Genomic DNA, 25286 nt, shown 5'->3' on the forward strand with positions numbered 1-25286 from the left:
CTATAGTCATTTAAGACTAGTGTCAAAGTTAGTTCACTGCAACTCTACTTTTCAAATATACACTTATATTTTGTTGTGATATTTAATACTGCAAATGTAAATGTGTCAAAAGTCAATAGTAACTAAAATGGAGTTGTCTATAATTTACTATGAATGAAAGAATTGCGTATTCACCTACCACCTCCCCCTGCGGGTACTCCTCCTTCCCGAAGGAGGAGATTTAAGATACTACCGATTTTTAACACACCTTCCGGCATTCCGTTGAGAGAGCACATCCCCATTTCCTTTCGATAGAAAAACACAGACACAATTCTTATAATTGTCCATCTTTAAACTGATTTTCTCTATTTTCTGATTCTTTGATTTTGCTTTCCTTTGCAAAGCAAAAGATTCATATAAAATAAGCAGATTATGCAGTTTACAATTACACATTGGGGATGTACTCCATCGGGAGATTCCATCTATCTGTTCCGGTTGACCAATGCTACCGGAGCCTCCATCGAGCTTACAAACCTGGGAGCCACCTGGGTTTCGGCCAATATGCCGAACCGATACGACGTCTTTGAAAACATTCTGCTGGGATATGACCATGCAGAAGGATATCTCAAAGACACCTATTATATGGGAGCCACTGTCGGCCGGTTTGCCAACCGCATTCATCAGGCATCCTTTTCTATCGAAGGCACTACCTATCTGCTGGAGAAAAACGACGGAGAGAACACCAATCACGGCGGACTATCCGGCTTTCACAAGAAGATATGGCAATGGAAACGGACAGATTCCGGCATCCGTTTCCTTCTCCACTCTCCGGACATGGAAGGAGGATATCCGGGAAATGTACAGGCGGAAGTGGAATATCAATTCACGGAAACCAACGAACTGACAATCAGCTATCACGGAACCACAGACCGCCCTACTTATCTGAATCTCACCAATCATGCTTACTTCAACCTGTCCGGCGACAAACGAAAAATAACGGAGCATGAGCTTATGATACCTGCTGCACGAATATTAGAGACAACCTCACAATTTATTCCTACCGGACAGGCACAGGATGTCAAAGACAGTCCGTTTGATTTCAGCACCAGTCGCAGCATCGGAGCACATCTTTACGACGATAACGAGCAGTTGCACTGGAACAAGGGATACAATCATTGCTATATCCTGAAAGAAGAGTCGTCCGACACGTTATTGACAGCCGCCGTATTATCCGACCCTTTCTCCGGCAGAAGGCTGACTGTCAGGACTGACTTACCCGGTGTCTTATTATATACCGCCGGCTATCTCGCTCCCACACCGGATATCGGTGTATGTCTGGAGACACAATACTTTCCGGATACCCCTTCGCATCCGCATTTTCCGTCCTGCCTGCTCATGCCGGGGGAAGAGTATCGCCACAGAACTATTTATACATTCGACAAATGATTTTTTAAGTATTCTACATATTGTTCCCGCTTAGCTTCGTATAAACAGCGATATTTTTTTTACTGGCTATATCTTTTTTATTCATATATTTGTTTTACATTTGTAGTAAATAATAAAAGCAATAGTATGAAAACGTCCATTGTAACTCTTTTAATCACATTTTGTTTTTATCTGTCAGTTTATGCACAAGCACCTCAGGATAAAGCCACAGAACTAAAAGAACAGGCTTTAAGCAGCCTGAAGCAGAAAGATTACATCAAAGCCCGTTACCTGTTTAAGAAAGCGTATGAAGCATTTGCCGTGCGAGAGAACTATCCACAAGCTATAGAATGTGGTATTCAAGCCAATGCTCTATATGTCAGAGAAAACTTCTACAAAGAAGGTTTCGAATTATGCCGTAATATGGAACAACTCATCTGGACAGGCGAACAGAAGCAAAACAAAGTCTTTTATGACTTACGCTTTCCCATCAGCAAGGAACGGTTGCAGATGTACATTTCACTGAAGAATCCTGCACAGGCAAAAAACCAGCTGGACAAATTGGAAGAGATTGCCAGTCTCGCCAAAAATGATTCTTTAATGGAAGTGCTGCTCTATACGAAAGCCAACTATTACTATACTTTCAATCAGAATACGCAAGGAGACGCCTGTTTCCGCAAACTCATCAGCCAATACAAGGAAAAGAAGGACTACGATAAAGTGAGTGACTGCTACAAGACTCTTATCGGCATCGCCCGCAAAGCCAACAATGCTCCGTTGATGGAACGCACGTACGAAAACTATATTGTATGGACAGACTCGGTAAAAGCCCTGACTGCCCAAGATGAGCTGAATGTCCTGAAACGAAAATATGACGAAAGCCTGCAGACCATACAGGACAAAGACAGTACACTATCCGCCAAGCAATACATCATCATAGGACTTTGTACGCTTGTAGCTATCCTTGTAGCCGCAATCATTGTACTTGCCATCTTACTGCTGAAATTTATCACCGGCAACCGCAAACTCAAAAAGAGCGTGGTCATAGCTAACGAGCACAACGAACTGAAAACAAAGTTCATCCGAAACATATCCTCACAAATGGAACCGACTCTGAACACTTTAGGGACTTCCGCCAAAGAGCTCTCCGCCCAAGCTCCAAGGTGCGCAGAGCAGATGCAGGCACAAGTAGCAGCCCTGAAGCAATTCAGCGACAATATTCAAGAGCTTTCCTCCCTGGAGAACTCACTGACCGAACCTTATGAAATGGGAGAAGTCAATGCGGGTACTTTCTGTGAAAGTGTCATGGAGAAGGCGAAAGAATTTATAAAGCCGGACGTCACCCCTTCTGTAAACGCCCCCAAACTCCAAGTAAAAACAAATAAAGAACAACTGGAACGTATCCTGCTCTACTTGCTGAAAAATGCCGCTTTCTATACGGAGCAGGGACGGATCAGCCTCGACTTCAAGAAACGGGGGGCACACACCCATCAGTTCATCATAACCGATACGGGAACAGGTATCCCGGCAGAGCAACAGGAAAATCTCTTCAAACCCTTCACCCAGGTCAAAGACCTGACTACAGGTGATGGCTTGGGATTACCTATCTGCTCACTCATCGCCACCAAAATGAATGGCAGTCTGACATTGGACACAAGCTACACCAAGGGATGCCGGTTTATACTGGAACTTCACGCATAAGTAACGTAAGGTATTCAAGAGCTTTGTATGGTTAGATTACCCGCAACCCTTGTCAACTATAATTATCGTAATTAGCTATAATCGGAGAACGCACATTCTAACTATACAAAAATAGCAACAGAATACTGCATAAACGGCAACCGGATTTATAATAAATACTGTGATCGTTTATTATAAACGTCCCCCTCGTTTATTATAAACTTTAAAATAGGAATTTGTAGAATCAGGATTGAATTTATAATACAAAAAAGGCTGCAAAACTCATAAAGTTCGCAGCCTTTTCCTATATCGGAGCATCCTATCCTCGGCTATACGTCAGAGAGATAAGCACTATTTGTTACTATATTATACCACCGCAGCCAATGATTCCACACTAATTTTCTCATTTTATTTATCGTTCTTATATTATTCAGTTCAGGTTTGGAACTACAAATATACAACAATAAAAGGCGTTTGTCAAGTGATTAACGGATTTCCATCGGTCCTGTCATTCAGCAACTACTTCTATAACTCTGCTGTTCAGACGCTGACCTGTAAATATATTCAGTCCTACCGTCATCAGATATTCACCAGAGAATAACTCACCGTTTCCTTGCAGAGAAGAATTAGCGCCCGGCATCAGATTAATTTCCTTCACCCGATATTGGCGGTCGGCGTCCAGTCCTTGCAGACGGACAGGCAACAGTTTCTCACCATAACGGGGGTAAATATCGAATGCAAAGACAACAGCTCCCTTCTTATCTTTCCCCACATATTGGGTGGAAGTATGGTTTCCGCTATAAGGAGATACCAGCCGATACATGTCTCCTTCGAGCACCACCGGTTTAAGATGATTGTAGTTGGTGACCGCATCACGGCAGAACTTCTTCTCATTATCATTGAGGTCCGACAATTTGATATCAAAACCAAGTTTGCCCATCATTGCTACGTCTGTACGGAATTTGATACTTGCATCATGATTCCACGTAGTGACATGTGCACAAAGAGTTTTTGCCGGGAAAAGCTGAGAGTATCCCCATTGGATAAACAGACGTTCGATAGGGTCCGTGTTATCACTCGGCCAGAACTCGGTGAAGTATCTGAGCGCTTCATAGTCGATACGCCCGCTACCGCCCGAACAAAGCATCATCGGCAGATCAGGGTACTTCGTTTTAATACGTTCCAATACATTATACAGACCGCGAACATAGTCGATGTACAAGTGCGACTGTTTTTCCTTCAGATAAGAAGAGTAGATATTAGTGATCGGACTATTGCAATCCCATTTGAAGAAAGCGATACCGGGATATTTAGTCATCAAATTATCCACTACTCCAAAGACGAAGTCCTGCACTTTCGGATTGCTCAGGTCAAGTACCAACTGATTACGGAAGTAATATTCATCCCGATTGGGAAGATGGATGACCCAGTCTTTATGTTTCTCGTAAAGCTCACTCTTCGGATTCACCATTTCCGGTTCTATCCACAGACCGAACTTGATGCCCTTCTTAGTGGCTTCTTCGACCAGACGCCCGATACCGTTGGGCAGTTTATCTGCCGTTTCGTCCCAGTCTCCCAAGCCTTGATGATCGCTGCTGCGCGGATATTTATTGGCAAACCAGCCGTCGTCCAGCAAGAACATATCCACTCCGAGCCCTGCGGCATCGCCAATCAGTCCTATCAGTTTCTCCTCATTAAAATCGAAATAAGTCGCTTCCCAGTTATTTAACAGGGTCATACGGGTTTCATCTCCGTCCTTCAACTGATAACGGCGTGCCCAATCGTGGAAATTACGGCTGGCTTTGCCCTTACCATTTGCACTATAGGTAAAATAGAAATCGGGAGTACGGAACACGACACCTGCCGGAAGATAATATTCAGAGGCATAAGGGTTGATACCCGAAATGATACGCAATTCGTTCTTGTTGTCCACTTCGAAAGTAAAGCGGAAATTGCCGGTCCATCCCAATGTACCTACCAGCACTTCACCACAATTCTCCGTAGCCAGCTGGTCCAGAGAAAGCTGGAAGAACGGAGGGGTAAACATGTTGGCACGGGCGCCCAGTTTGGTATCGAGTACTTTTTTACCAAACTCCAACGGCTGGTCGGAAATATTGGCTTCGTGTGCCCAGTCACCCGAAAATTCAGTCAGATAATACTTAGCACGATTCAGATGAAGCATACTAGAAGCATATTGGTGAAGCACTACGGGCTTCTTCTCCTTATGGCTGATTTCCGTATAGGTTTTAATGATATCCTCGGCAGGATAAGTGACGTAATGCAGCTTTACCGTAACCGGATATTTATCATCTCCCAAGGTGATAATGGTTTCGTTAACTCCTTGCGACACCGCTTTCGTCTCATGAGAGACATACTTCAACAGAAGTGACGGATTGCCGTCATTGTGAAGGATATGAATGGCAGGTTCAAAGTAGTCTTCCATACCGTGGGTGATATAGGCTTCCGTCCCTTGTGGAAGATGAGAAATATCGGTCTCATGGTTCAGCTTTTTGCCCAGATAGCTTTGGTATAACCGCCCGTTGTCGGCTACGTGGAAGATCAGACTACTGTTATCCGTATGAATCTGAATGACAGGCTTGTCCGCCGCGTTCAGAAGACAGGTGATACAAAGGAAACAGATTAAAAAAAGGATTCTCACTTTCATGATATACATTTAATAAGGTTTATAAATCAAGTCGTTAAAGTTATGGATGGCTGAATCAATTAAAGTTGTGAACGAACTGAATCAGTTAAAGTCGTAAGTGAACCAGTTGAAGAAAGCATTTCCTCCGTCACGAAGCGTATTGTATGAGTACAGACCGACACGGGCACCTTTCCAGTCACCGAATCTCAGCGAATAAGGCTCTCCGCAGGGAGTAAAGTTCTTATTGTCCGTGCTATAGTACAACTGATGCTGGTTGGTACGTGCATTCATCGTTGCTCTGAAATAAATCTTCTTACCGCTTACCGGCTTTACTTTCTCCACATTACCATTATTTTCCAGATACAGATAGTTCTTGCCATTCTCTTTGAGTACTCCAATGCCATTAAACAAATTGCCTATACAGAATAGTCCGGCACGTTGTCCCTCGGCCCAAGAACTCATATCCATTTCTGTCGTAACCGTCCCCTCGTATCCGATACACTTCTGTGTCAGCATATTGCGTGATGCCCGAAGATGATCCGCTTTCAGAGCTTTCAACAGTAACCATCCTTTTCGTTCCGTCAGGTTCCAGTCGGCGTCAGAAGGATTATGGTTGAACTGCCACTGCAAGTTCAGCTCGGGCGAATCAAAAGAATCGCCTCCCTGCGGGAAGCTTACAGGCACTTTCTTTCCGGTATTCGGCTTTGTCCAGACTTTTACCGGTTCGCCTATGCCGTTCATATCGATGTCCACCCCAATCACAGGCCATCCGTCTTTCCAGTGTGCAGGTTGCAGATGCACGACTCTTCCCAGCGGTTCCGTCAACTGGAAGTGATAGAACCACCACTCACCTTCGGGAGTATCTACCAGTGCACCTTGGTGAGGCCCGTTGACATTGGTAGAACCTTTTTCCAGTACCACTTTCTTCTCGTAAGGACCGTAGATGTTTTTCGAACGCAGAATTGTCTGCCATCCCTCACCTACTCCGCCTTCGGGAATACTGATATAGTAATATCCGTCCCGCTTGTGAAACTTGGTACCTTCTGCCACCGGACCGGTATAGATCACCTGTCCGTCATCTTCCAAGGTCCTCCCGTCGGCACTCATCTTATGCAAGATGATAGGTCCGGCTCCCAACTGGCTCCGTCCCAGATAAGCCTGACCATTGTCATCCCATATCGGGCAAGGGTCTTCCCATCCGCCAATCCGTTTCACACAATGCAAGGGTGACCAAGGGCCGTGAGGATCGGTAGCCGTACTCATCATCAACCCTTCACGGGGAGTACAGAAGTAAATCCAGAACTTCCCGTCATGATGACGGATAGAGGGGGCCCATGAGCCTCCTCCATAATTTCCGTTCGTATCCCAGTCCGGAAAATCCAGACGCCGGTACACCTGACTGATAATCTTCCAGTTAATCATATCATCGGATTCCAGCACCGGCATGCCCATATAATGAAAGTCCGAATTTACCATATAATACTTATCACCTACCCTGATGACATCCGGATCGGAATAGTCCGCATTCAATATCGGATTGATATACGTGCCGTTTCCCTGATCTCCCCATGTCACATTCTTTGTTTGTGCACCCGCTATCTGACAAGTCAGAAGCGCTATCCATACGCAAAGGATTTTTGTATTCATAATCATTGTTTTAAGTATATACTCGAGCTTCATCTTCTACATGCCGAACGAAAGACCAGAAACAACATGCCTATACTGATCAGCCAGCCAACCAGTATCACGATGAAAGATTTCACCGTAATCCCGCCATAGAAATGATTAATGACCAGCTGAATCGGCAGTATAAACAACCCTATCGTCAGAAACAGACCTCTTCGTTTTTTGTCGTTCGGTGTCATTTTCCCTTCACAGTTATCACCTTCGTGAAGTGGATATTGTCAGCGGCACTTCCTATCTGAATCTCAAACTCTCCCGGTTCCACCACTTCCTGCATACGGGCATTCCAAAGTGCCAGCTCCGAGATGGGAAGTTTCAGTGTGAGAGTGTTTGTTGCACCGGCTTTGATCAGGTCTTTCCTGAATGCTTTCAGCTGGCGGATAGGAGTAGCCACGGAACTGAAACGGTCGCGTACATACAGTTGCACTACCTCTTTGCCATCCATCTTGCCGGTGTTCTTCACTTTTACCGTTACCGTCAGTTGATCCTTGTCGGTCAATACAGAATCACTCAACGCACAATCCACATATTCAAAAGTAGTGTAACTCTGTCCGCTGCCAAAGCTCCATAACGGGTCGGGGGCGTCAAAGATATAATGTCCTTTCGGTTCTTCGGGACTGCCCGGCTGGTCGAACGGTTCATTACGGTCTGTGATAAAATGATTGTAGAAGCAAGGAGTATTGCCTGTGCTACGCGGGAAAGATACATTCAGTCGTCCCGACGGATTGACCTTCCCTACGAGGATATCCGCCAACGAACGTCCCTGCTGTTCGCCGCCATACCATTGTACCAACAGTGCGTCGGCATTCTCTTTTACCCAAGGCATAGCCAATGGTTTGCCGGCTATCAATACGACAACCATCGGTTTTCCGGTTTTCTTGATTTCCTGCAACAGTTCTTCCTGTACTCCGGGAAGTTCCAGCGAAGAGAGGTCGAATCCTTCTCCGGTAGTGGAATATTTCGGACTTCTGCCCAGATAGGTACTGCGTGTTCCGACGGCAACGATTGCCAGATCACTGCCGCGAACGGCTTCCACCGCTTCCGCTATCTTATCCTTTTTACTACTCCACCAGTCACATCCTTCGGCATGGCGAACCGTTACTTTATTTCCTAATACCTCCTTTAATCCCTGAAGCAAAGTGACACCTTCTTTGGTATCTCTGGTAGTCCAGGCATAATCTCCGTATATCGTCTGATTACTGTTCGGACCTACTACGGCTATTGACTTATACTTAGCCAAATCCAAAGGAAGAATCTGATTCTTATTCTCAAGCAGAATAGCGCTCTCGTCAGCTATTTCCTTGGCCAAAGCTACTTTCTCCGCACTGCGGACAACTTTACTCACTGCCTTCGGATCACCATAAGGCGCATCAAACAGCCCTAACTGAAACTTAACCGTCAGGATACGGCGAACGGCAAGGTCAATGTATTTTATATCCAGACGGCCTTCCTGTACCATCCGTTCGAAGTTATCATAAGCAGAGTCGATGTTCAAGTCTACCCCGGCTTCCAATGCCAGGCGTCCGGCCTCATCGGTTTCGGGCGTGATAGCATGAAAGGTTTTAAGGCGGTCCACCGATCCCCAGTCGGAATAAACATACCCCTTGAAACCGAGCTCACCACGAAGAATATCTGTCATGTAATAAGGAGAACCTGTGATGGCTACTCCATCATAAGCACTATAACAAGTCATCAATGCCAACGGATTCGTCTCCTTGATGACACGACGGAACGGATAGAGATACAAGCTTCTCAGTTCCCGTTCACCCCCGCTGACCTGCGCACAGTTCAATCCGCCGGAGGGAGTGCCGTGCGCTACAAAATGCTTCGGCATACAGGTGATGCGGTTTTTCTGATATCCATTGATAAAGGCGATACCCATTTCGGAAATAAGGTAAGGGTCTTCACCAAAGGTCTCTTCTACACGTCCCCAGCGAAGTTCACGGGCAATGTCCAGTACGGGCGAGAGAATCTGATGGATACCAATTACTTTGGCTTCCTCTCCCGCAGCTTCGGTCATGCGCTGGATCAGAGCAGGATTAAAGGTACTCCCCTGTGCCAAAGCGTGCGGAAACAGCGTACAATTATTTTGCAGGATTCCCTGAATGCCTTCGGCAGAAGTAATAATGGGGATTCCGAGCCTTGTTTTCGTCAGCATGTACTGTTGCAGTTCTTTGTACATGGCAGCACACTCGGCGGCAGTCGTACCCATTTCGTGGGTACAGCCATAACTCTCACCGTTGAATATACGGTCTATCTCGTCCAGACGGCCTGCGCCCCGGTTCTGCAATTGCAGAACCTTTTCACGCAGTGTCATCCGTCCCATCAGGTCGTCTACACGCTTCTCGATGGAAAGTGATTTATTCTTATAAGGTGGTACCTCCGTCTTTCCGACAGCCTGTCCCGAAAGGGTAAGCAGGCATAAAGTTACAGCACAAGTTATATTTCTCAGTGTCATAGCAAGTTAGTTATTATAAGGTGTAACCAGTAATTTGTAAGAACCGCCTTTCAACAAAGACTTGTCAAAGTTAATAGTAATCTCTTTATTTTCACCCGGCATCAGCGTAAAATAATTATCATTCATGATAGCCGGAAGAATACGTTCACCGTCAACCGTGCGTACAGCCTGTACGTGTACAGCAAAAGCTACACTCTTGGCAGACTTAGGCAGTCCGATTGTTGCACGGATTTCCGCTTTCTCTCCCTTCTGTTCCATTTTGGAAGAAACTTTCAGTTCGGCCTTCGGAAGTTGGTTCAGAGCAGTGAAGTCTCTGCGGTCATTTCCTCTCCAGTAGTTATTTTCCGAAATCAGCTTACCGTTCTTATCCGTCAGTTTCAGACGGATGAAATGTACATCGCTCAAACCTTCGCTCTTACCGGTTCCTCCCAGCACATCGAAGCTCCACAGAGAATATCCGTACCACCAGCCTCTCTTGAAGCCGAACATACGTACATAACGTGCATCCTTTTCGGGGAAAGTAATCAGCTCCACACCACCGATTCCATTTTTCGTGCTGTAAGCCTCTTCCCACTGCTGGGCGTCATTCGATACCTGAATCTTGTATTCCTTTCCATAAGATGCTTCCCAGTCAAGACGGACACCGCCAACGGGCTGTACCTTGCCCAAATCAACATATATCCACTCGTTATCACGGTAGGCACTTGACCAGCGGGTATCTTTCTTTCCATCCACAGCCATTGACGGGTCGCCTTCGGAAGTAGAGGAAACAACTACTTTCTGATTCAATCCCAGGTTCGGTCTTTCCTTATTAAAGTCGATGGTAAAACACTCCAGCGTACTATTGGACGCTGAATGAACAACAGAGGATTTGCTATAAGCCGGAACCGCTTTTCCGTCCATATTGTAGACTGTCACTTCCGCTTTCAAATCCTGATAGTTTTCTGCGGTAGTATTGGCCACCTTCACTGCGTCCGTCACCGGATTCCAGAGGATATGCAACGGTTCGCACGCGGACTTCGTTCCCCAGTAAGCGCCTGTAAGATCATAATAGTAATCATAAGTCTGCCATACCATAGAGGGGTAAGCCGATTGCCCCATCCAGGTCATGATACCGGAAGCGTCGTCCCACATACGGTCCAGCCAGCCTTCATACATAGCTTTGTTCGATTCGATATTGATAAGCTGCGCTTTACGGCAATAGTCCTCGATTCCAGAAGGGGCGCCAAAACCTTTGGCAAGAGAAGCGTCATATCTGTCCGGTGCGGCATTGAAAGCAGACTGACCGAAGTAGTGCAAATCCCACATCTTATTACGGGGCCACCAGTCTTTCTCCGGCATAAACTTCTTGAAACTTTCAAAAGTAGGAACTACAGCCGTACCTATTTCTGTACGGAATCCCCAGCCACGCTCCGGATCACCTTCCAGTCCGTCAGGATATTCAGTGAAATAGAATCGAGGATCGAATGCTCCCCAAGGACCGCTACCTGTCAGGTTGCCGGCATGTGAGTTCGGTTGGAAATAGCGGTCGCCACCATCAAAGGTTTTGATATTCTCTGCCATCCAGCCTTCCAGCGGGGGCTGCGGGTTCGACTCATTATCACCACACCATACGGCCAAAGACGGATGATTACGGACACGTTTGATTTTCTCTATCATATTGTTATTGAACGCATTCAAATCGTAAGGAAGATTGGGATTAGAGTTAATCCAGAAGTCATCCCATACCATCAGACCATATTTATCACACATTTCGTAAAACTCGTCATCGGTAGTAGAGCCAAGCCAGTTACGAATCATGTTGAAATTCATTTCGTGATGGAAACGTAGCTTGGTGTCATACTCTTCACCACGGCATCTCAGCATATATTCCGACATTCCCCAGTTAGCTCCTTTCACAAATACAGGTACACCGTTGATGTGCAGATGCAGGGTGTTGTTGTTTGTGTCATAGCTATACTCCTTGATACCGAAGGTGACGTCTTTAGTTTCGGAGACTTTCCCGTCTACGGATACTTCCAGTTTACAGGTATACAGGTTGGGTTCACCATATCCGTTGGGCCACCACAGTTTCGGCGAGTTGATCACCAGTTGCGGATAATACCGTTTGTCGAACTTCACTTCCGAAGTCGCACCCGGATTAATATCTACTTCTTTGGTGAACTTCACATCACCGGGGGTGATCGTACCATTCACCACGACTTTAGATGGTTTGTCAGAACTGTTTTTCACTTCCAGCGCCACCGACAGATCGGCGCGTGTGCGGCTGGGCAATGGTAAGTCTGTACGAATCCAAGGATCGATGATCGTTGCCGTACCGGTGTTGCTGAGATAAACCTTATCCGTGATACCCATATTCAGTCCCGGCACATAAGGCATCCAGTCCCAGCCACCACTCGACAAGTAAGTAGGACTGCCGTAGTTTGCCAACGGGGTTTGCGGCATGTGAACCAATACTGCCAGTACGTTCGGCTGATCTTTCTTCACCATTTCCGTGATATTGAAACGTCCTCTGTGCATAAATCCATCGAGTATCCCCAGCAGGTGTCCGTTCAGGTAGATTTCCGCTTTACGGTTCACTCCGTTGAAGTTGAGCCATGTCAGCGCTTTATCAAAGTCGGCAGGCACTTTAAACTCTGTACGATACCAGAAACTGCGGTCATACTTTGCACGGTCTACGTTGTGAATATTATCCCCAAAGTTAGGGTCCTTTTCCAGTCCTGCCGTTACGTAAGAAGTAAAAGCAGTGCCCGGTACAACAGCGTCCACCCATGATGATGTGTCATAACCTGCGTTCAGCAGAGCCGGAACATTTGTTCCGACTTCCGCCTCCGGCTTTAACTTCCAGGAAACAATCGATTCACCACTATGCAGATAAACGGGGCCTGCTTGCAAAGAAGACACCAACAATGAACCAACCATTGCAAGTCCGATACCCAGCGATTTACCTTTTTTCTTTATAAACTTCATACACATTATTGATTATAGTATTATTATTTATTTTCTTATCGTAATTATGTCGTTTGCAGCGCATATATATCCTGGTTGTTGGATCTATATGTCCAACTCGTAGCGTATATATGTCCTGCGCGTTGGATCTATATGCCCTGCATGCAGGGCATATATGGTGTATATCCACTATTCCAAGCACTTATAAGAACCGAATTATTCGGCTATATCCGCTATATTCATCAGCTTGATATAGAGCACTTTCATCCAAGTAGACGATCCGAAGGTGACTACCCAGCCTACCGAAACAGTAGCAGGTTCCGCCAAAGAGAAGGTCAGGGTATGCTTTCCGCCCATATTGGAGTCACCGTACTGGCTATATCCCAATGCTTCTTCTTTCAATCGGTCAATGTCCGGCAATACGCTGCCGCGGCTGGCTGCCAGATATCCGTTCATTCCGTTACTACCCCCTTCGAGTTCACACTCCAATTGATAATTTCCGGCCGGCAACTCAAAACTTTGATAAACCTTACCATTCGTGATTCCTTCTCCATCCCAGTCTTTCGATTCCAGATGGATGGAATAATTGCCCCAGTCTTCGGACCAACCGCCTTTTCCATTACTCTGATTCAGGATATTGGGAGTGAAGTCCCAGTCAACGAGTATTCCCCATTTATTATCCGCATTCTTATCCCTTCCTTCAAACGGACGTTTGTAGTTCTTCAGATACAAGTCGGTAATGTCTTCACTGACTCCGTAAGAGACAACTGCCGTTTTAAAGGTATCAATCGACATTTCATCCGGCAGGAAGTAAGTCTGCACATCAAACTTGGTCATACTCTTGTAATCCTTCAGGACGGTTTCTTCTTCGCTGTTTTCGATCTTCAGTTCCTGTACTTTTCCCGAATTATCAGTGTAATGCACCATCGTATAAAGAGCTGTCGGTTCTGCCGGCGACCAGTCGATCGTTACATCATCTTCTATCTTTTCTACCTTCTTCACCAAGCGGTTGACCAGCCCGTCTTTGTAGGAGTCACCATATGACGTTCCGGTAAGGTTGAAAGGAACCGAAGGATGCAATCCGTCTTTATCATAGGTATGCATTTCGAAATTATAGGTCCCTTCTTCCAGAGGAATCGGTATAATCAGCACATTATCATTCCCTTCTCTCTGGATATCCTGTTCCAGAGAGTCCTGTTTCAAGTTCCAGTATATCTTTATCTTGGCTATTTTAGGGTCGGATGCCAGTACTCCGCGGAAGACCACCCGGTTGTAGCCGGAGTACATGGCGATAGAATCAGGAATACCCGTATAAAGAATTTCCTTTCCATCCGTATATTTCAGATATTCGTCCATCTTTGTGCAAGATGTAATCCCCAACAGCATCAGTAGTGACATCAGATAGGGCGTATGTTTGATAAATTGTTTCATATTCTTTCTGCTTTAATCAGTCGGTTAACACTCATTGAATTATTCTTCGTTATCATTCCCCCAGAAGGTGAGTTCCGTGAAACAGATGTTGTAATTGTTAGACCAATTCTTCAGACATTTGATACGGATATAGCGTACACGCGGCATATCCAGAGGAACATTTGCCTGATCTCCTATTTTCGCGGCTTCGATATCATCTTCCGTCAGGATACCGATAGGCGAACCGGAAGGCTTCACATTCTCCATATCCAATAGTTTCACCCACTGATCCCAGCTACCATCGGGGTTAGGTTCCGTAGCGCATCCCCATACTTCGTAGCGTCTCGGGCTCATGTCGTTATAGAAGTGCTTCTCGTCTTGAATAGCCCACAGTGCAAAGCGGCTCAGTTTAGCCAGTACGCCAAGGTCGAAGGTAAATACTGCCGGACCGTCTTTCGTGCCTGTTCCAGTGTGAAGTCCTACGCCACCACTGTCACCATCTTTGGAGATTCTTCCGTTCCATACATATTCCATCTTTCCATCGTACGAATCTACGCGGGAATCGTTCTGCAAATACATTTCCCTGAACTTCGTCTTATCCAGTTCCCTTTCGTAGATCGGAGTCAGCTCGGTGAACAGCGTATCTGTCTCATTCCCATATTTATCCTGCAGGAAGATGCCGAAACGACGGGGAACTGCATCATACCCTCTGACGGAATAAACAATCTCTTCACGTGCCGAGTAGAATGTTTCGGCCAGCACCATATCGCCTAATTCATCGGGCGTACAGACGTAGATAGCAAGATCGGACTTGAACTTATTGTCCATCTCGAAGGTCATGCCGCCAAAGTCAGAAACCACCGATAGCGACTCGTAGCAGGACAGGATAGGAGGAGTCAGCGGAGCGACTTCCACTATCTGAGGCTGAGAACGGTTCTCGCTACGGTCTACAGTGTACAGTTCTACTTTATAAGTATCCGTATCGCCAAAACCTTCTACCGTAACGGAGTTCGTGTAAAACGAGGAACGGAACTCCATTACTTTTCCTGTTTTATTAGTATACTTGGCCAACACATACAGCAAATCCGGATCGGAAGGCAGTGTATAAGTGAACTTCACAGCTCCCGGAAGGCTTTCTGTTTTTACGTTCTGAACAGTGCCAGGGGCGTCTTTATCGTTTTCAATGGGCTTTACCATATCTTCTGCGCAACTACCGAAAACGAAAAGCAAGCCGCAAGCCCATATTATAAATTTACGTGATATCATATTCTGCTGATTTTAAAATGAGACATACATTACCATCCGGGGTTCTGAACCAATTTCGGGTTGACTACCAGGTCATTCTGATGAATCGGCCAGAAATAATCACGCGGAGCGATAAACTTTAATGTATACAGGGTTCTCTGCGAATAATACTCTGCGGGAGTTTCACCTTCAAAGTTCCATCCGTGGATCTTCTCGTTCAATACCTTATTGGCTGTCTTCCATCGACGGAGATCCCAGAAACGGCTGCCTTCGAACATCAGTTCGATAGCACGCTCACGCTGGATGATTTCACGAAGTCCTTCCTGTGTCTTGTATCTATTGGGATACTTGGAGTAAGTGTCCCATGACTCCTTGATTCCTTTCAGACCGGCACGTGCTCTGATCTGATCCAGGTAGCTGATAGCCAGTTCACGGTTGTTGGCATCGTCTTTCTCGTTCAGCGCTTCGGCATAGAGTAAGTATAAGTCAGTAAGGCGCATTTCCGGCCAAGGGAATCTTTCGGTCGTATAGCCACTCTGGGTAACTTCATAAGTGACGCTGACCAGTTTTTTGGTCCAGTATCCGGTGGTTGTATAGCTGTTAGTCCCCAGTTTTCCCTGTGCTTGTCCGGCGCGGTTCTTCGCTGTCCAGATGTCTTTTTCACTGTCTGATGGACAGTTATACTGATACCAGGTGCAACCGTCAAAACCGATATTGGCATAGAAGCGAGGTTCTCTGTCAAAGTTCATCTGTATTGTTTCATAATAAGATGCCAGTTCGTATGGTTGCTCGTTGGTGTGCATCTTTACTTTGAAACGGTCGGCATAATTCCATGTTTTATCTTCGTCCATTGGGACACCGTTCTTTGTGTAGTACAGATTCGTAGCTTCCATTGTAGGGTTCAGCATTTCCTGTCCTCCCCACATATTGTTGGGGTAAGCTCCGACACGAGTCATACAAAGACTTTGCAAGTGTGCGTCCGAACGTGAAGAAAGTCCCCAGATCAGTTCTGTATTCCACTTTTCTGTTACGCTGTTGCGAATGCTAAGCTGGCATTTGGTTTCATCCGACAGGATCAGGTTGCTTTTGTAGGAGTATAATTCTAATCCTAATTCCGGGTCCTGACTGGCTTCAATGGCGGCTTCGCACGCGGCAATGGCGGCATCCCACTTAGTCGGATCTTCGGTGGAGTTAAACAAATGTTCTCCATCCTTATCCACATAGTTTGCATAATCCTTATTGCCATTGAACAACGGACTGGCAGCTGTTACCAGCAGTCTGGCTTTCAGAGTCAGGTTTGCGATCTGCGTCACACGGCCCAACTCACTACCTTTGTTGGAAATCACTCTCGGAAGATCTTCCAGACATTCGTCCAGCAAATCTACAATGTACTGCACTACCTTATCTACCGGTTCACGTTTCTTTCTCACTTCTTCCGGAGTAGCCGAAATCGGGAGATTGTCATCAGCAATCACGATAGGACCGTACATTCTGAACAGACAGAAATGATAATATGCTTTCAGGAATTTCACTTCGGCAAGCCATCTCTTCCGCATGGAAGGAGTCAAATCTCCTACTTTGCTCATGTCTGATACGTTCTCCAGAAAGATGTTGCAATCACGGATGCCACGGTAATATACATACCACATGTTACATAAAGGATCATTGACATTCTGACGTCCCAGTGCAATCTTCCAAGGACCAAAATCGTTGTACGGAGTAAGAGGGTAATAACTCCAGAGTTCGTCCGCACCCATCAGAGCGACATTATTGTATGGGCTGTCATTGCCCGGAATGTATGAGTAACAAGTATTCAGATACTTTTCCGCCTCGTTGCGGTTTGTAAACGAGTTGTCAATCGTTCCTATCTTATCGGGCACTACATCCAGATAGCTGCAGGATTGTGTCAATGCTGTTCCTCCAATCAACAGAAGGAAGTATGTCAGGTTTCTGACCTTATTCTTCATTTGGTATATCATTCTATTTTTCATGCTTTCCTAGATTTTAGAAGTTAATTTGTACACCCAGATTGATGACTCTCTGAATAGGATATCCCAGTCCGGAACCTCCCATTTCGATGTCCCATAGTTTAAATCCGCTAAGGAGGAGCAGATTGTTTCCGCTGCAATAAACACGTGCGGATGATATATAGGCCTTCTTCGTCCAGCTTTCCGGCAGTGTGTAGCCTACTTCCAGCGTTTTCAACCGCAGGAATGCACCGTTACGCATAAACCAAGAGCTGGTTCTCACGTTATTTTCAATCACTGTCGTACTCAGACGGGGCCACATGGCATACAGGTTACGGTTACTTTCCGACCAGTGGTCGTTGGCATAAGCTTTCAATAAAGGAATATCCTGATGATAAGGATCGTCATCCGTAGGATTGATGTGCTGGAACGGAGAAGTTGCCTTCGCATCTATCCAGAAGGAAGAACGTGCCGAACCTTGGAAGAAAGCCGAGATATCAAATCGCTGATTACCGAATGAGAAACCGAATCCGTAGACAATTTCGGGTACTGTAGGATATCCCAGCGGAACCATGTCGGCATCGGTAATCTGTCCGTCACCATTCACATCCCGATATTTGATGTCACCGGCTCCATATTCGCCAAAGGTTTGTTTCGGGGAGTTCTGCACATCGTATTCATCAATAAAGAGACGTTCGGCGATAAGACCGTACCATTGGTTCAACGATTGACCGATATGGCTTCTGTATTTCTCGTTATAGGCGGGTTCTTCATATTTCAGAAATTCGCTGTGCGCATAGGTAAAGTTACCGTGTGCCTGCAACCAATACCCATTGCGGAAGAACTTATTATAATCCACTGACAAGTCTACTCCGTTTGCTTTCGCTTCACCCACATTGGCACGTACTTTGGCAGCCAGACCCATATCAGCCGGGATAGAAGCTCTGTCCATCAAAATGTTCGTACGATGCTCTGTAAAGTAGTCCAGCTGAATATTCAAGGCATCAAACAAAGTAAGCTCCAAACCGTAGTTTGCTTTTTTCGCCCGTTCCCAAGTGATAAGGCGGTTATCGTAACGCTTCACCGTCACTCCCGGTTTTCCTTCGTCAAAGTTGGTTCCAAACCAATATCCCTTACCTGAATCATTCGGATCTACCTCGGAGAGATAGAAGAAACGGTCATTCTCGTCTCCAATCGCATCATTACCTACCAGACCGTAGGTTGCTTTCAGTTTCAATTTAGGGATCACCTTGTTCATCGGACGCCAGAATTTCTCATTAGAGATTACCCAAGCCAAGCCGGCTGCGGGGAAGAATCCCCAACGTTCGTTTTTATAGAAGCGCTCGGAACCGTTGTAACCGAAGTTCAGCTCTGCCATATAACGGCTGTCGTAACTATAAGTGAAACGACCGGACAAACCCTGATTACGGTAAGGCAGAGACTTCTGCAAAGAACCGCTGTTCGCATTGATCTTTTCGCGCTGCTGATATACCAGCAAGCCACTGACTTCGTGAATATCGAAACTACGATTATACTGCATAGCAGCTTCTATATAGGTGGTAGACTGTATATCTTTCCAGCCTTCGCTATATCCCAGATAGTCTGTCGGATTGGACTTCTCGTTCAGCAGACCGATATTATATTGATTCGTCTTTTTATCATACGAACTTACATTATAATAATAAGGATTGAACGAACGGTTAACGTCGAAATAAGAGTAGCGGGAAGTATTATACAATCCACGGATGTTCAGCCCTTTCGTGATAAAGGATAAGTCTTGCTTTAACTCAAACTGTGCATCCATTGTAGAACGGGAGTAGTCTTTATATCCTTTTGTCAGTTCGGCATAAGGATTGGTATAGTTCGCCTCCGTCTCACGGATAGCGTTACCATACAGCAAGTGCTTCGCCGTAGGCAGTGCATCCGACGGGTAATAGGCAGGAAACAATACAGGGTTGGAACGGACTATCTTCTTATACATCACATCTCCTCCGTCCAGAGGTCCGCGATAGTCGTCAAAAGTACCGGAAAGACGTACGACAGCTTCCGTCGTCTTTGTCAGGTTAATATTAATGTTCGAACGCAACTGATAAGAACGAAGATTAATGTTATTATCGAAACCATTCATCGAATTGCTCTTCAGGTTTCCGTTATCTTTGGAAAAAGAAGCTGCAATATAGTATCTTGCCAGCTTACCACCACCGCTGACATTCATGTTAACACGCTGATTGGCGGTCATATCCTTTACTAAAAGTTTTCTCCAGTCATTGGCAGGATAGACATACGGATTCGTACCTTTGATCGTGTTGTCTATCTTCTCACGCGAATATGCCAAAGGAGCCAGCGGGTTTCTGGTTCTGACCGCTTCATTGGCAAGCTGCATAAAGGTGATCGGATCGGCCAGTTCCACATTCTTGGTATTGGAAGAGAATGAGTTCTCTACACGAATAGACACTTTAGTCGCTCCTTCCTTACCTTCCTTCGTGGCTACCTGAATAACACCATTGGCACCACGGGCACCGTATAATGCCGTAGCAGTAGCATCTTTCAGAATAGAGAATGCGGCAATATCGTCCGGTTGCAGACGTGCCAGCTCGGTAGTAGTCGTTTCGATACCGTCAATCAGAATCAACGGGTCTTTTTTGTATCCGAAGGTCGTGACACCTCTGATAAAGAAGTCTGCGTTATCTTTTCCCGGCTCTCCACTACGCTGATAGGCAATCACACCGGACATACGACCTGCAAGAGCAGTCGTCAGGTTACTGGACGGTACTTTCAGCTCTGCGGGTTTGATCGTCTCGATGGAGCTGATCATACTTTCTTTCTTTTGTGTACCGAAAGCTACCACCACAACTTCATCCAGAGCCTTACTGTCTTCTTCCAGCACTACAGCCACCTTATTATTCTTAGGAACCCTTACATATTGAGTAATATACCCGATATAAGAAATCTGAAGTTCTTTCCCTACAGGGACTGAAAGAGAAAAGTTTCCATCAACATCGGTGATAGTACCATTGGAAGTACCCCTCACCACTACACTCGCACCGATAATCGGTTCTTCGGAACCTGCTGCCGTTACCTGTCCGGTAACTGTCTTATTCTGTGCCGACAGCTGGCAGCAGCAAAATAAAATCAAAGTCAAATAGATAAGCCTGATTTTTTCCATGTATCAGAATTTTAAGTTAGTATTAGAGTTCACTTTTAAGGATAAATCAATCCGTTCGCCGAAAGGGATTATCTCTCCTTATCCGGAACGGTGGCAAAAGTAGGAGTATATATATAGGTGGAATATTAAAAATTACTGCAAAAAATACCATTTTTGCAGCAGCAGACTACATCTGAAGCATATTTTCCGCAGATGTTTCATTTTTATGCATCATTTGTTATAGTGCACCCGGACGGTCACGAAGGCATGTCTATCTTTTCTTTGTCTGCCTGACTTTGTTTCTCGAAATCTTTAGGTGTCATGCCGAACTGTTTCAGGAAAAGCTTACTGAAATAAGACGGTGAATTGATACCTACCATAAAGCAAATATCCCCGATCAGATACTTACCTTCATGAATCAGTTCGGCAGCCTTCCTCAACCGGATTAAACGGATGAAGTCTACAGGAGAAAGATTGGAAAGCATCTTTATTTTGCGCAGCAGACTGGAACGACTCATGCCCAGAATCTCGGCAAGATGCTCTACGTTCAGATTGGTATCTATGATATTTTCCTCGATGGTACGAATCACTTTATTCATAAACTCTTCATCCACCTTATTCATCTGCATCTTATTCGTCGGGAAGAACGGACGCTTGGAGAATGCTTCGCGTTCTTTCTGACGATTATACAGCAAGGATACGATCTGCGTTTTGAGGTAGTTGAAAGAGAACGGTTTCTCTACATAGGCTTCCGCACCTATCTTCAAGCCGTTGATCTTGCTGTCGATATCATTCTTGGCTGTCAGGAAGATGACGGGAATATGGCTCAGGTCCATATCCGACTTTATCTCTTTACACAACTCCCACCCGTTCATAACGGGCATCATGATATCGCTGATGACCAGATCAATCCGTCTGCTCCTCAACACTTCCAGTGCTTCCTGTCCATTTTTCGCCGTTTCCACCGTAAAAACCTCCAGCAGGCGTTCGGACATAAATTCCAGCATGGTCTCATTATCTTCTACCAGCAACAAAACGTAACTTTTCATTTCCGCCTCTACTGGCACCCCTTCACCCAGGGTATCTGTCTCGACCGTTATCTCTTCCAACTTGGGCAAAGACCGCAAGGTATTTTCGACCAGAGGAACAGAAATAACGAAAGAATTATCTTCATGCTCCGAGTCCAAATATAGCTTGCCTCTATGAAGAGATGCCAACGAACGTGCCAACGGAAGTCCTATGCCGACACCAAATGAGGCGGAGTCTTTTTTCGCTGCCTGATAGAACGGTTCGAATATCTGCTGGCTAATCTCCGCCGGTATCTTATCACCGTCACTGGTCACCCGCACAAGGAATGCCTCCATCTCTCTCTGTAATTCCACGCAAATAGAATGACGGGCATATTTTAAAGCGTTATTCAAAAGGTTGCTCAGAATCTTAGTGATAGCCTCCTTATCAACGACCGCTTCTATGGATTCTTCCGGAATATGAAGAGTCAGTTCTTTGTTCTTCTTGGATATAGTAGGTTCAAAGCGTGCAACTGTTTCACGAAGCAGCGACGTAATATCCACACATTCCATCGTCATCTCAAATTTATGAGCGCCTATCTTCTGAAAATCAAGCAACTGCCCCGTCAGTGTCAGCAGGCGATTGGTGTTTTGCGTAATCACCGACAGATTCTTCTGAATCTTAGGGTCAGCAATTTCCATCTCCTGCAACGTCTCCAGCGGACCATTGATCAAAGTAAGCGGAGTACGCACTTCGTGGGCAATCTCCGTAAAGAAATTGACCTTAGACTCATACAGCTCTTTTTCTTTCTCTATCTCGAACAGTTTCTGACGCTCTTCCATTTCCTTTTCCTTCCGGTGCTTATACCAGAAGAACCAGGATACCACCACGCAGACAAGCCAGATAAAATAGAATACGTATGCCCAAGGGGAGAACCACCAGGGCGGTAGTATTTCAATAGACAAGGAGCGTTCGACAAATTGCCCTCCATTATCGTTACTCGTTGCCTTTACTTGAAAGGTATATTGTCCCGGAGGCAATTTCGCATACGATATATTCTGATTGGTAGCGGCTTTAATCCAGTCCTTGTCAATCGGAGCCATCCGATAGTAATATTGGTTAGCCTCAGCGGTAGAATAGCTGAGTAACGCCACGTCAAAACTAATATTCGACTCATCATAATTCAATACGATACGATCAGTATGCGTGATACATTCCTTCAAAGGTGAATCGGCAGTATGCACTGTCACCTCCTTATTATATATACTGAATTTGGAGATATAAATAGGCGGCACAAAATCATCCGTCTTCGCTTCTCTCGGGTCGAAAGCGACCAGTCCGTCTATGCCCCCAAAATAGAATTTGCCATTGCGCGCCTTCAAAGCCGATTTATAATTGAACTGATTCCCCAGCAGCCCGTCTTTTGTCGTAAAGACACGTATATCATTCTTGTCGGGATGAAAGCGAACGAGTCCGCGGTTCGTCCCAAACCATAGATTTCCTTCTTCATCTTCCAGAATCTTGTAGGCAACATCGTCGGGCAATCCTTCCTTTATTGAATAGGTGACAAAGTTATCCTTTTCTTCATTGTAATAGCAGATTCCGCCCCGGTCGGTAGAAAACCAGACACGTCCTTTACTGTCCTGCATAACGGAACTGACTGAGTTTGAACTCAGCCCATCGGGTTCATTTTCCTTGCTTTCATACTTTTTATAGGAGTCGGTCTGAGGCGAATATCTCCACACGCCACTTCCCATCGTGGCAATCCAGACAGAACCGTCTTTCGCTTCGCACAGATCGAAAATCCAGTTGTATCCGGTCTCCTTGACATTCACAAAATTAAATGAACCAGCCTCGGCAACATACAGTCCCCAGCCTGTTCCCAGCCATTTACGTCCTTTCCTGTCTATATGGAAAACATATACGCTGCCTTCTCCGATCTTCAGTTCCGACGGAGTATAATGCCTGACAGTGTATCCCGGAACCTGAATAACGTCAAGTCCGGCCTTGAACAGTCCGCAATATATCTGATCCTGAAAAGGGACTACTGCCAAAGTAACCAGATGATTTCCGGATTTATTATCCTTTACCTGCCTTATCACACCGTTCTCTACATTCAACACACTGATTCCCGCATCTTCTGTACCGATCCAGATATTGCCTTTCACATCTTCCGCCAGTTCACGGATACGTTTGGTATTCAGTGAATTTCCGGAACTTCCGGGTACGAACTTATCGAATTGCAGATTCCGGTTGGGTAAGTAGTTCGCCCCGCCAAACAATGTCCCGATCCATATCCCTCCTTCACTATCCTGACACATCGAATAAATCATCTTATCCGACAGGCTGAACGAACGCATCAGGTCTTCCTTCAACGAAACGACTTCGTTCTTCTTCTCATCAATGACGTACAGTCCATTGAAGGTTCCCAGCCAGATTTTACCTTTCATATAGGCTACCGTAGTATAGAACGTATTATCGGCTCCTGCTACTTTTATATCTTCCAAGACATGGGATTTCGTATTATATTTTATCAATTCCCCTTCATTGGCAGCCATTATCAGCCAATCGCCATACTCGCAGATAGAATTAATATTCTTCCCCACCAACGGACGTCCGTCCCTATCCTCCACTATCTGTTCAAACGAATCATTCTGCGGATTATAACGACAGATTCCTAATCCCCAGAAGCCAATCCAGACTTCCCCATTTTCACGAACGCAAATACAATTGGGGGATTCCTGCTTAAATTGTCTCCTATTGCTGATTTCATAAAAATATAATTCGTTGTCTTTATAACGGAATATTCCCTGATCGGGGATAATAACCCATATATTACCCTGTGTATCGCCTACGATGGCCGACACCCAGTTATCCATTGTTTTACCCTCTTTTGTCTTTTGGTTTATATGGGTGAATACATCAGAAGCCGGATGATACAAATAGACACCCCTGTCCGTACCCACCCAAAGTGTGCGATTGGCATCCTCATACAAAGCGGAAATGTTATTATTGCCTTTCTTTAACTGATGATCTTCGCAGTTCATCCGCAGGATGGAAGTACCGTCAAAACGATTGAGACCATTCTTCGTCCCGAACCACATAAAACCGTAGCTATCCTGGATAATCGCTTTCACGTTACTCGACGAAAGCCCGTTATCTCCATTTATGTGAGTAAAATAATAACTAGAATTCTCTTCTCCGCTTACCTTTTGCAGAAATAAAGTAACCAATGCCAATAGAATATACAATGTGTTCCTCATGATCATATTTTATTTCGGCAACAAAGATAAGGTAAATACTCTTAAATAGATGGAAGGAAATTAAAACTTTTGCATTTAGAGGAATAACCGTCTGTCCTCTGCAAGAATCCAGACTGCTGAATATCAAAAATGATCACCGTCTTCACCTCCCTTAGAAAAAGAATAGAGCACAAACTTGGAGAAAGAAAGCCGTTGTTCTTTCATTTTACTTCATATCTGACAGATCACAGACGCCATACATGTTCACTATAATTACCAGCATTTTATTTCATTCCAATTATAGACTTCCAAGCATACGAAAATAATTACAGTTCAATGCATAAACGGCAACCGGGTTTATAATAAATACTGTGATCGTTTATTATAAACGTACCCCTCGTTTATTATAAACTTTAAAATAGGAATTTGTAGAATCAGGATTGAATTTATA

At 45.2% G+C, this 25286-nt stretch carries 12 protein-coding genes; 2 read left to right on the plus strand and 10 right to left on the minus strand.

The window, feature by feature from the left end; genetic code table 11:
• Positions 1–411: 411 nt before the first annotated feature.
• The gene (locus NBH01_RS08150) at positions 412–1425 is read left to right on the plus strand and encodes an aldose epimerase family protein (RefSeq protein WP_008761914.1); all 1014 of its coding nucleotides are present in this window, start codon (positions 412–414) and stop codon (positions 1423–1425) included.
• Positions 1426–1551: 126 nt separating this feature from the next.
• Entirely contained in the window at positions 1552–3105 is a 1554-nt protein-coding gene (locus tag NBH01_RS08155) for a sensor histidine kinase (RefSeq protein WP_151209283.1), read from the plus strand.
• Positions 3106–3592: 487 nt separating this feature from the next.
• On the opposite strand, the gene NBH01_RS08160 is transcribed toward NBH01_RS08155, so the two are convergent.
• From NBH01_RS08160 to NBH01_RS08205, 10 genes are all read right to left on the minus strand, one after another.
• Complete coding sequence (locus tag NBH01_RS08160; protein ID WP_221647123.1) at positions 3593–5749, minus strand: alpha-galactosidase; 2157 nt, start codon at positions 5747–5749, stop codon at positions 3593–3595.
• Positions 5750–5830: 81 nt separating this feature from the next.
• Positions 5831–7375: a glycoside hydrolase family 43 protein gene (locus NBH01_RS08165; protein ID WP_225678813.1), complete on the minus strand. Its 1545-nt coding sequence runs from the start codon at positions 7373–7375 to the stop codon at positions 5831–5833.
• Between the two features lie 29 nt (positions 7376–7404).
• Positions 7405–7593: a hypothetical protein gene (locus NBH01_RS08170; protein ID WP_008765291.1), complete on the minus strand. Its 189-nt coding sequence runs from the start codon at positions 7591–7593 to the stop codon at positions 7405–7407.
• Positions 7590–9869 carry a glycoside hydrolase family 3 N-terminal domain-containing protein gene (locus NBH01_RS08175; RefSeq protein ID WP_225678814.1) on the minus strand — a complete coding sequence of 760 codons (2280 nt, stop codon included), beginning with the start codon at positions 9867–9869 and terminating at the stop codon, positions 7590–7592. The genes NBH01_RS08170 and NBH01_RS08175 overlap by 4 nt, the downstream gene beginning before the upstream one ends.
• A 6-nt stretch (positions 9870–9875) precedes the next feature.
• Positions 9876–12791 (minus strand): galactose-binding domain-containing protein, encoded by a 2916-nt coding sequence (locus tag NBH01_RS08180; RefSeq protein ID WP_374692583.1) that lies wholly within the window; start codon positions 12789–12791, stop codon positions 9876–9878.
• A gap of 243 nt (positions 12792–13034) precedes the next feature.
• Positions 13035–14249: a DUF4998 domain-containing protein gene (locus NBH01_RS08185; RefSeq protein ID WP_225695183.1), complete on the minus strand. Its 1215-nt coding sequence runs from the start codon at positions 14247–14249 to the stop codon at positions 13035–13037.
• 39 nt (positions 14250–14288) lie between these two features.
• Positions 14289–15494, minus strand: a complete 1206-nt coding sequence (locus tag NBH01_RS08190) for a DUF5000 domain-containing lipoprotein (RefSeq protein WP_225678818.1) — start codon at positions 15492–15494, stop codon at positions 14289–14291.
• A 29-nt stretch (positions 15495–15523) separates the two neighbouring features.
• Positions 15524–17464: a RagB/SusD family nutrient uptake outer membrane protein gene (locus tag NBH01_RS08195; protein WP_118337064.1), complete on the minus strand. Its 1941-nt coding sequence runs from the start codon at positions 17462–17464 to the stop codon at positions 15524–15526.
• 13 nt (positions 17465–17477) lie between these two features.
• Positions 17478–20606 (minus strand): SusC/RagA family TonB-linked outer membrane protein, encoded by a 3129-nt coding sequence (locus tag NBH01_RS08200; protein ID WP_008765284.1) that lies wholly within the window; start codon positions 20604–20606, stop codon positions 17478–17480.
• Between the two features lie 236 nt (positions 20607–20842).
• On the minus strand, positions 20843–24856 hold the full coding sequence (locus NBH01_RS08205; RefSeq protein ID WP_225678819.1) for a two-component regulator propeller domain-containing protein: 4014 nt from the start codon (positions 24854–24856) through the stop codon (positions 20843–20845).
• Positions 24857–25286: the final 430 nt, after the last annotated feature.

Origin of the sequence: Bacteroides sp. B1-V-101 (assembly GCF_023656585.1) — a bacterium.
GTDB classification, from domain to species: Bacteria; Bacteroidota; Bacteroidia; order Bacteroidales; family Bacteroidaceae; genus Bacteroides; species Bacteroides thetaiotaomicron.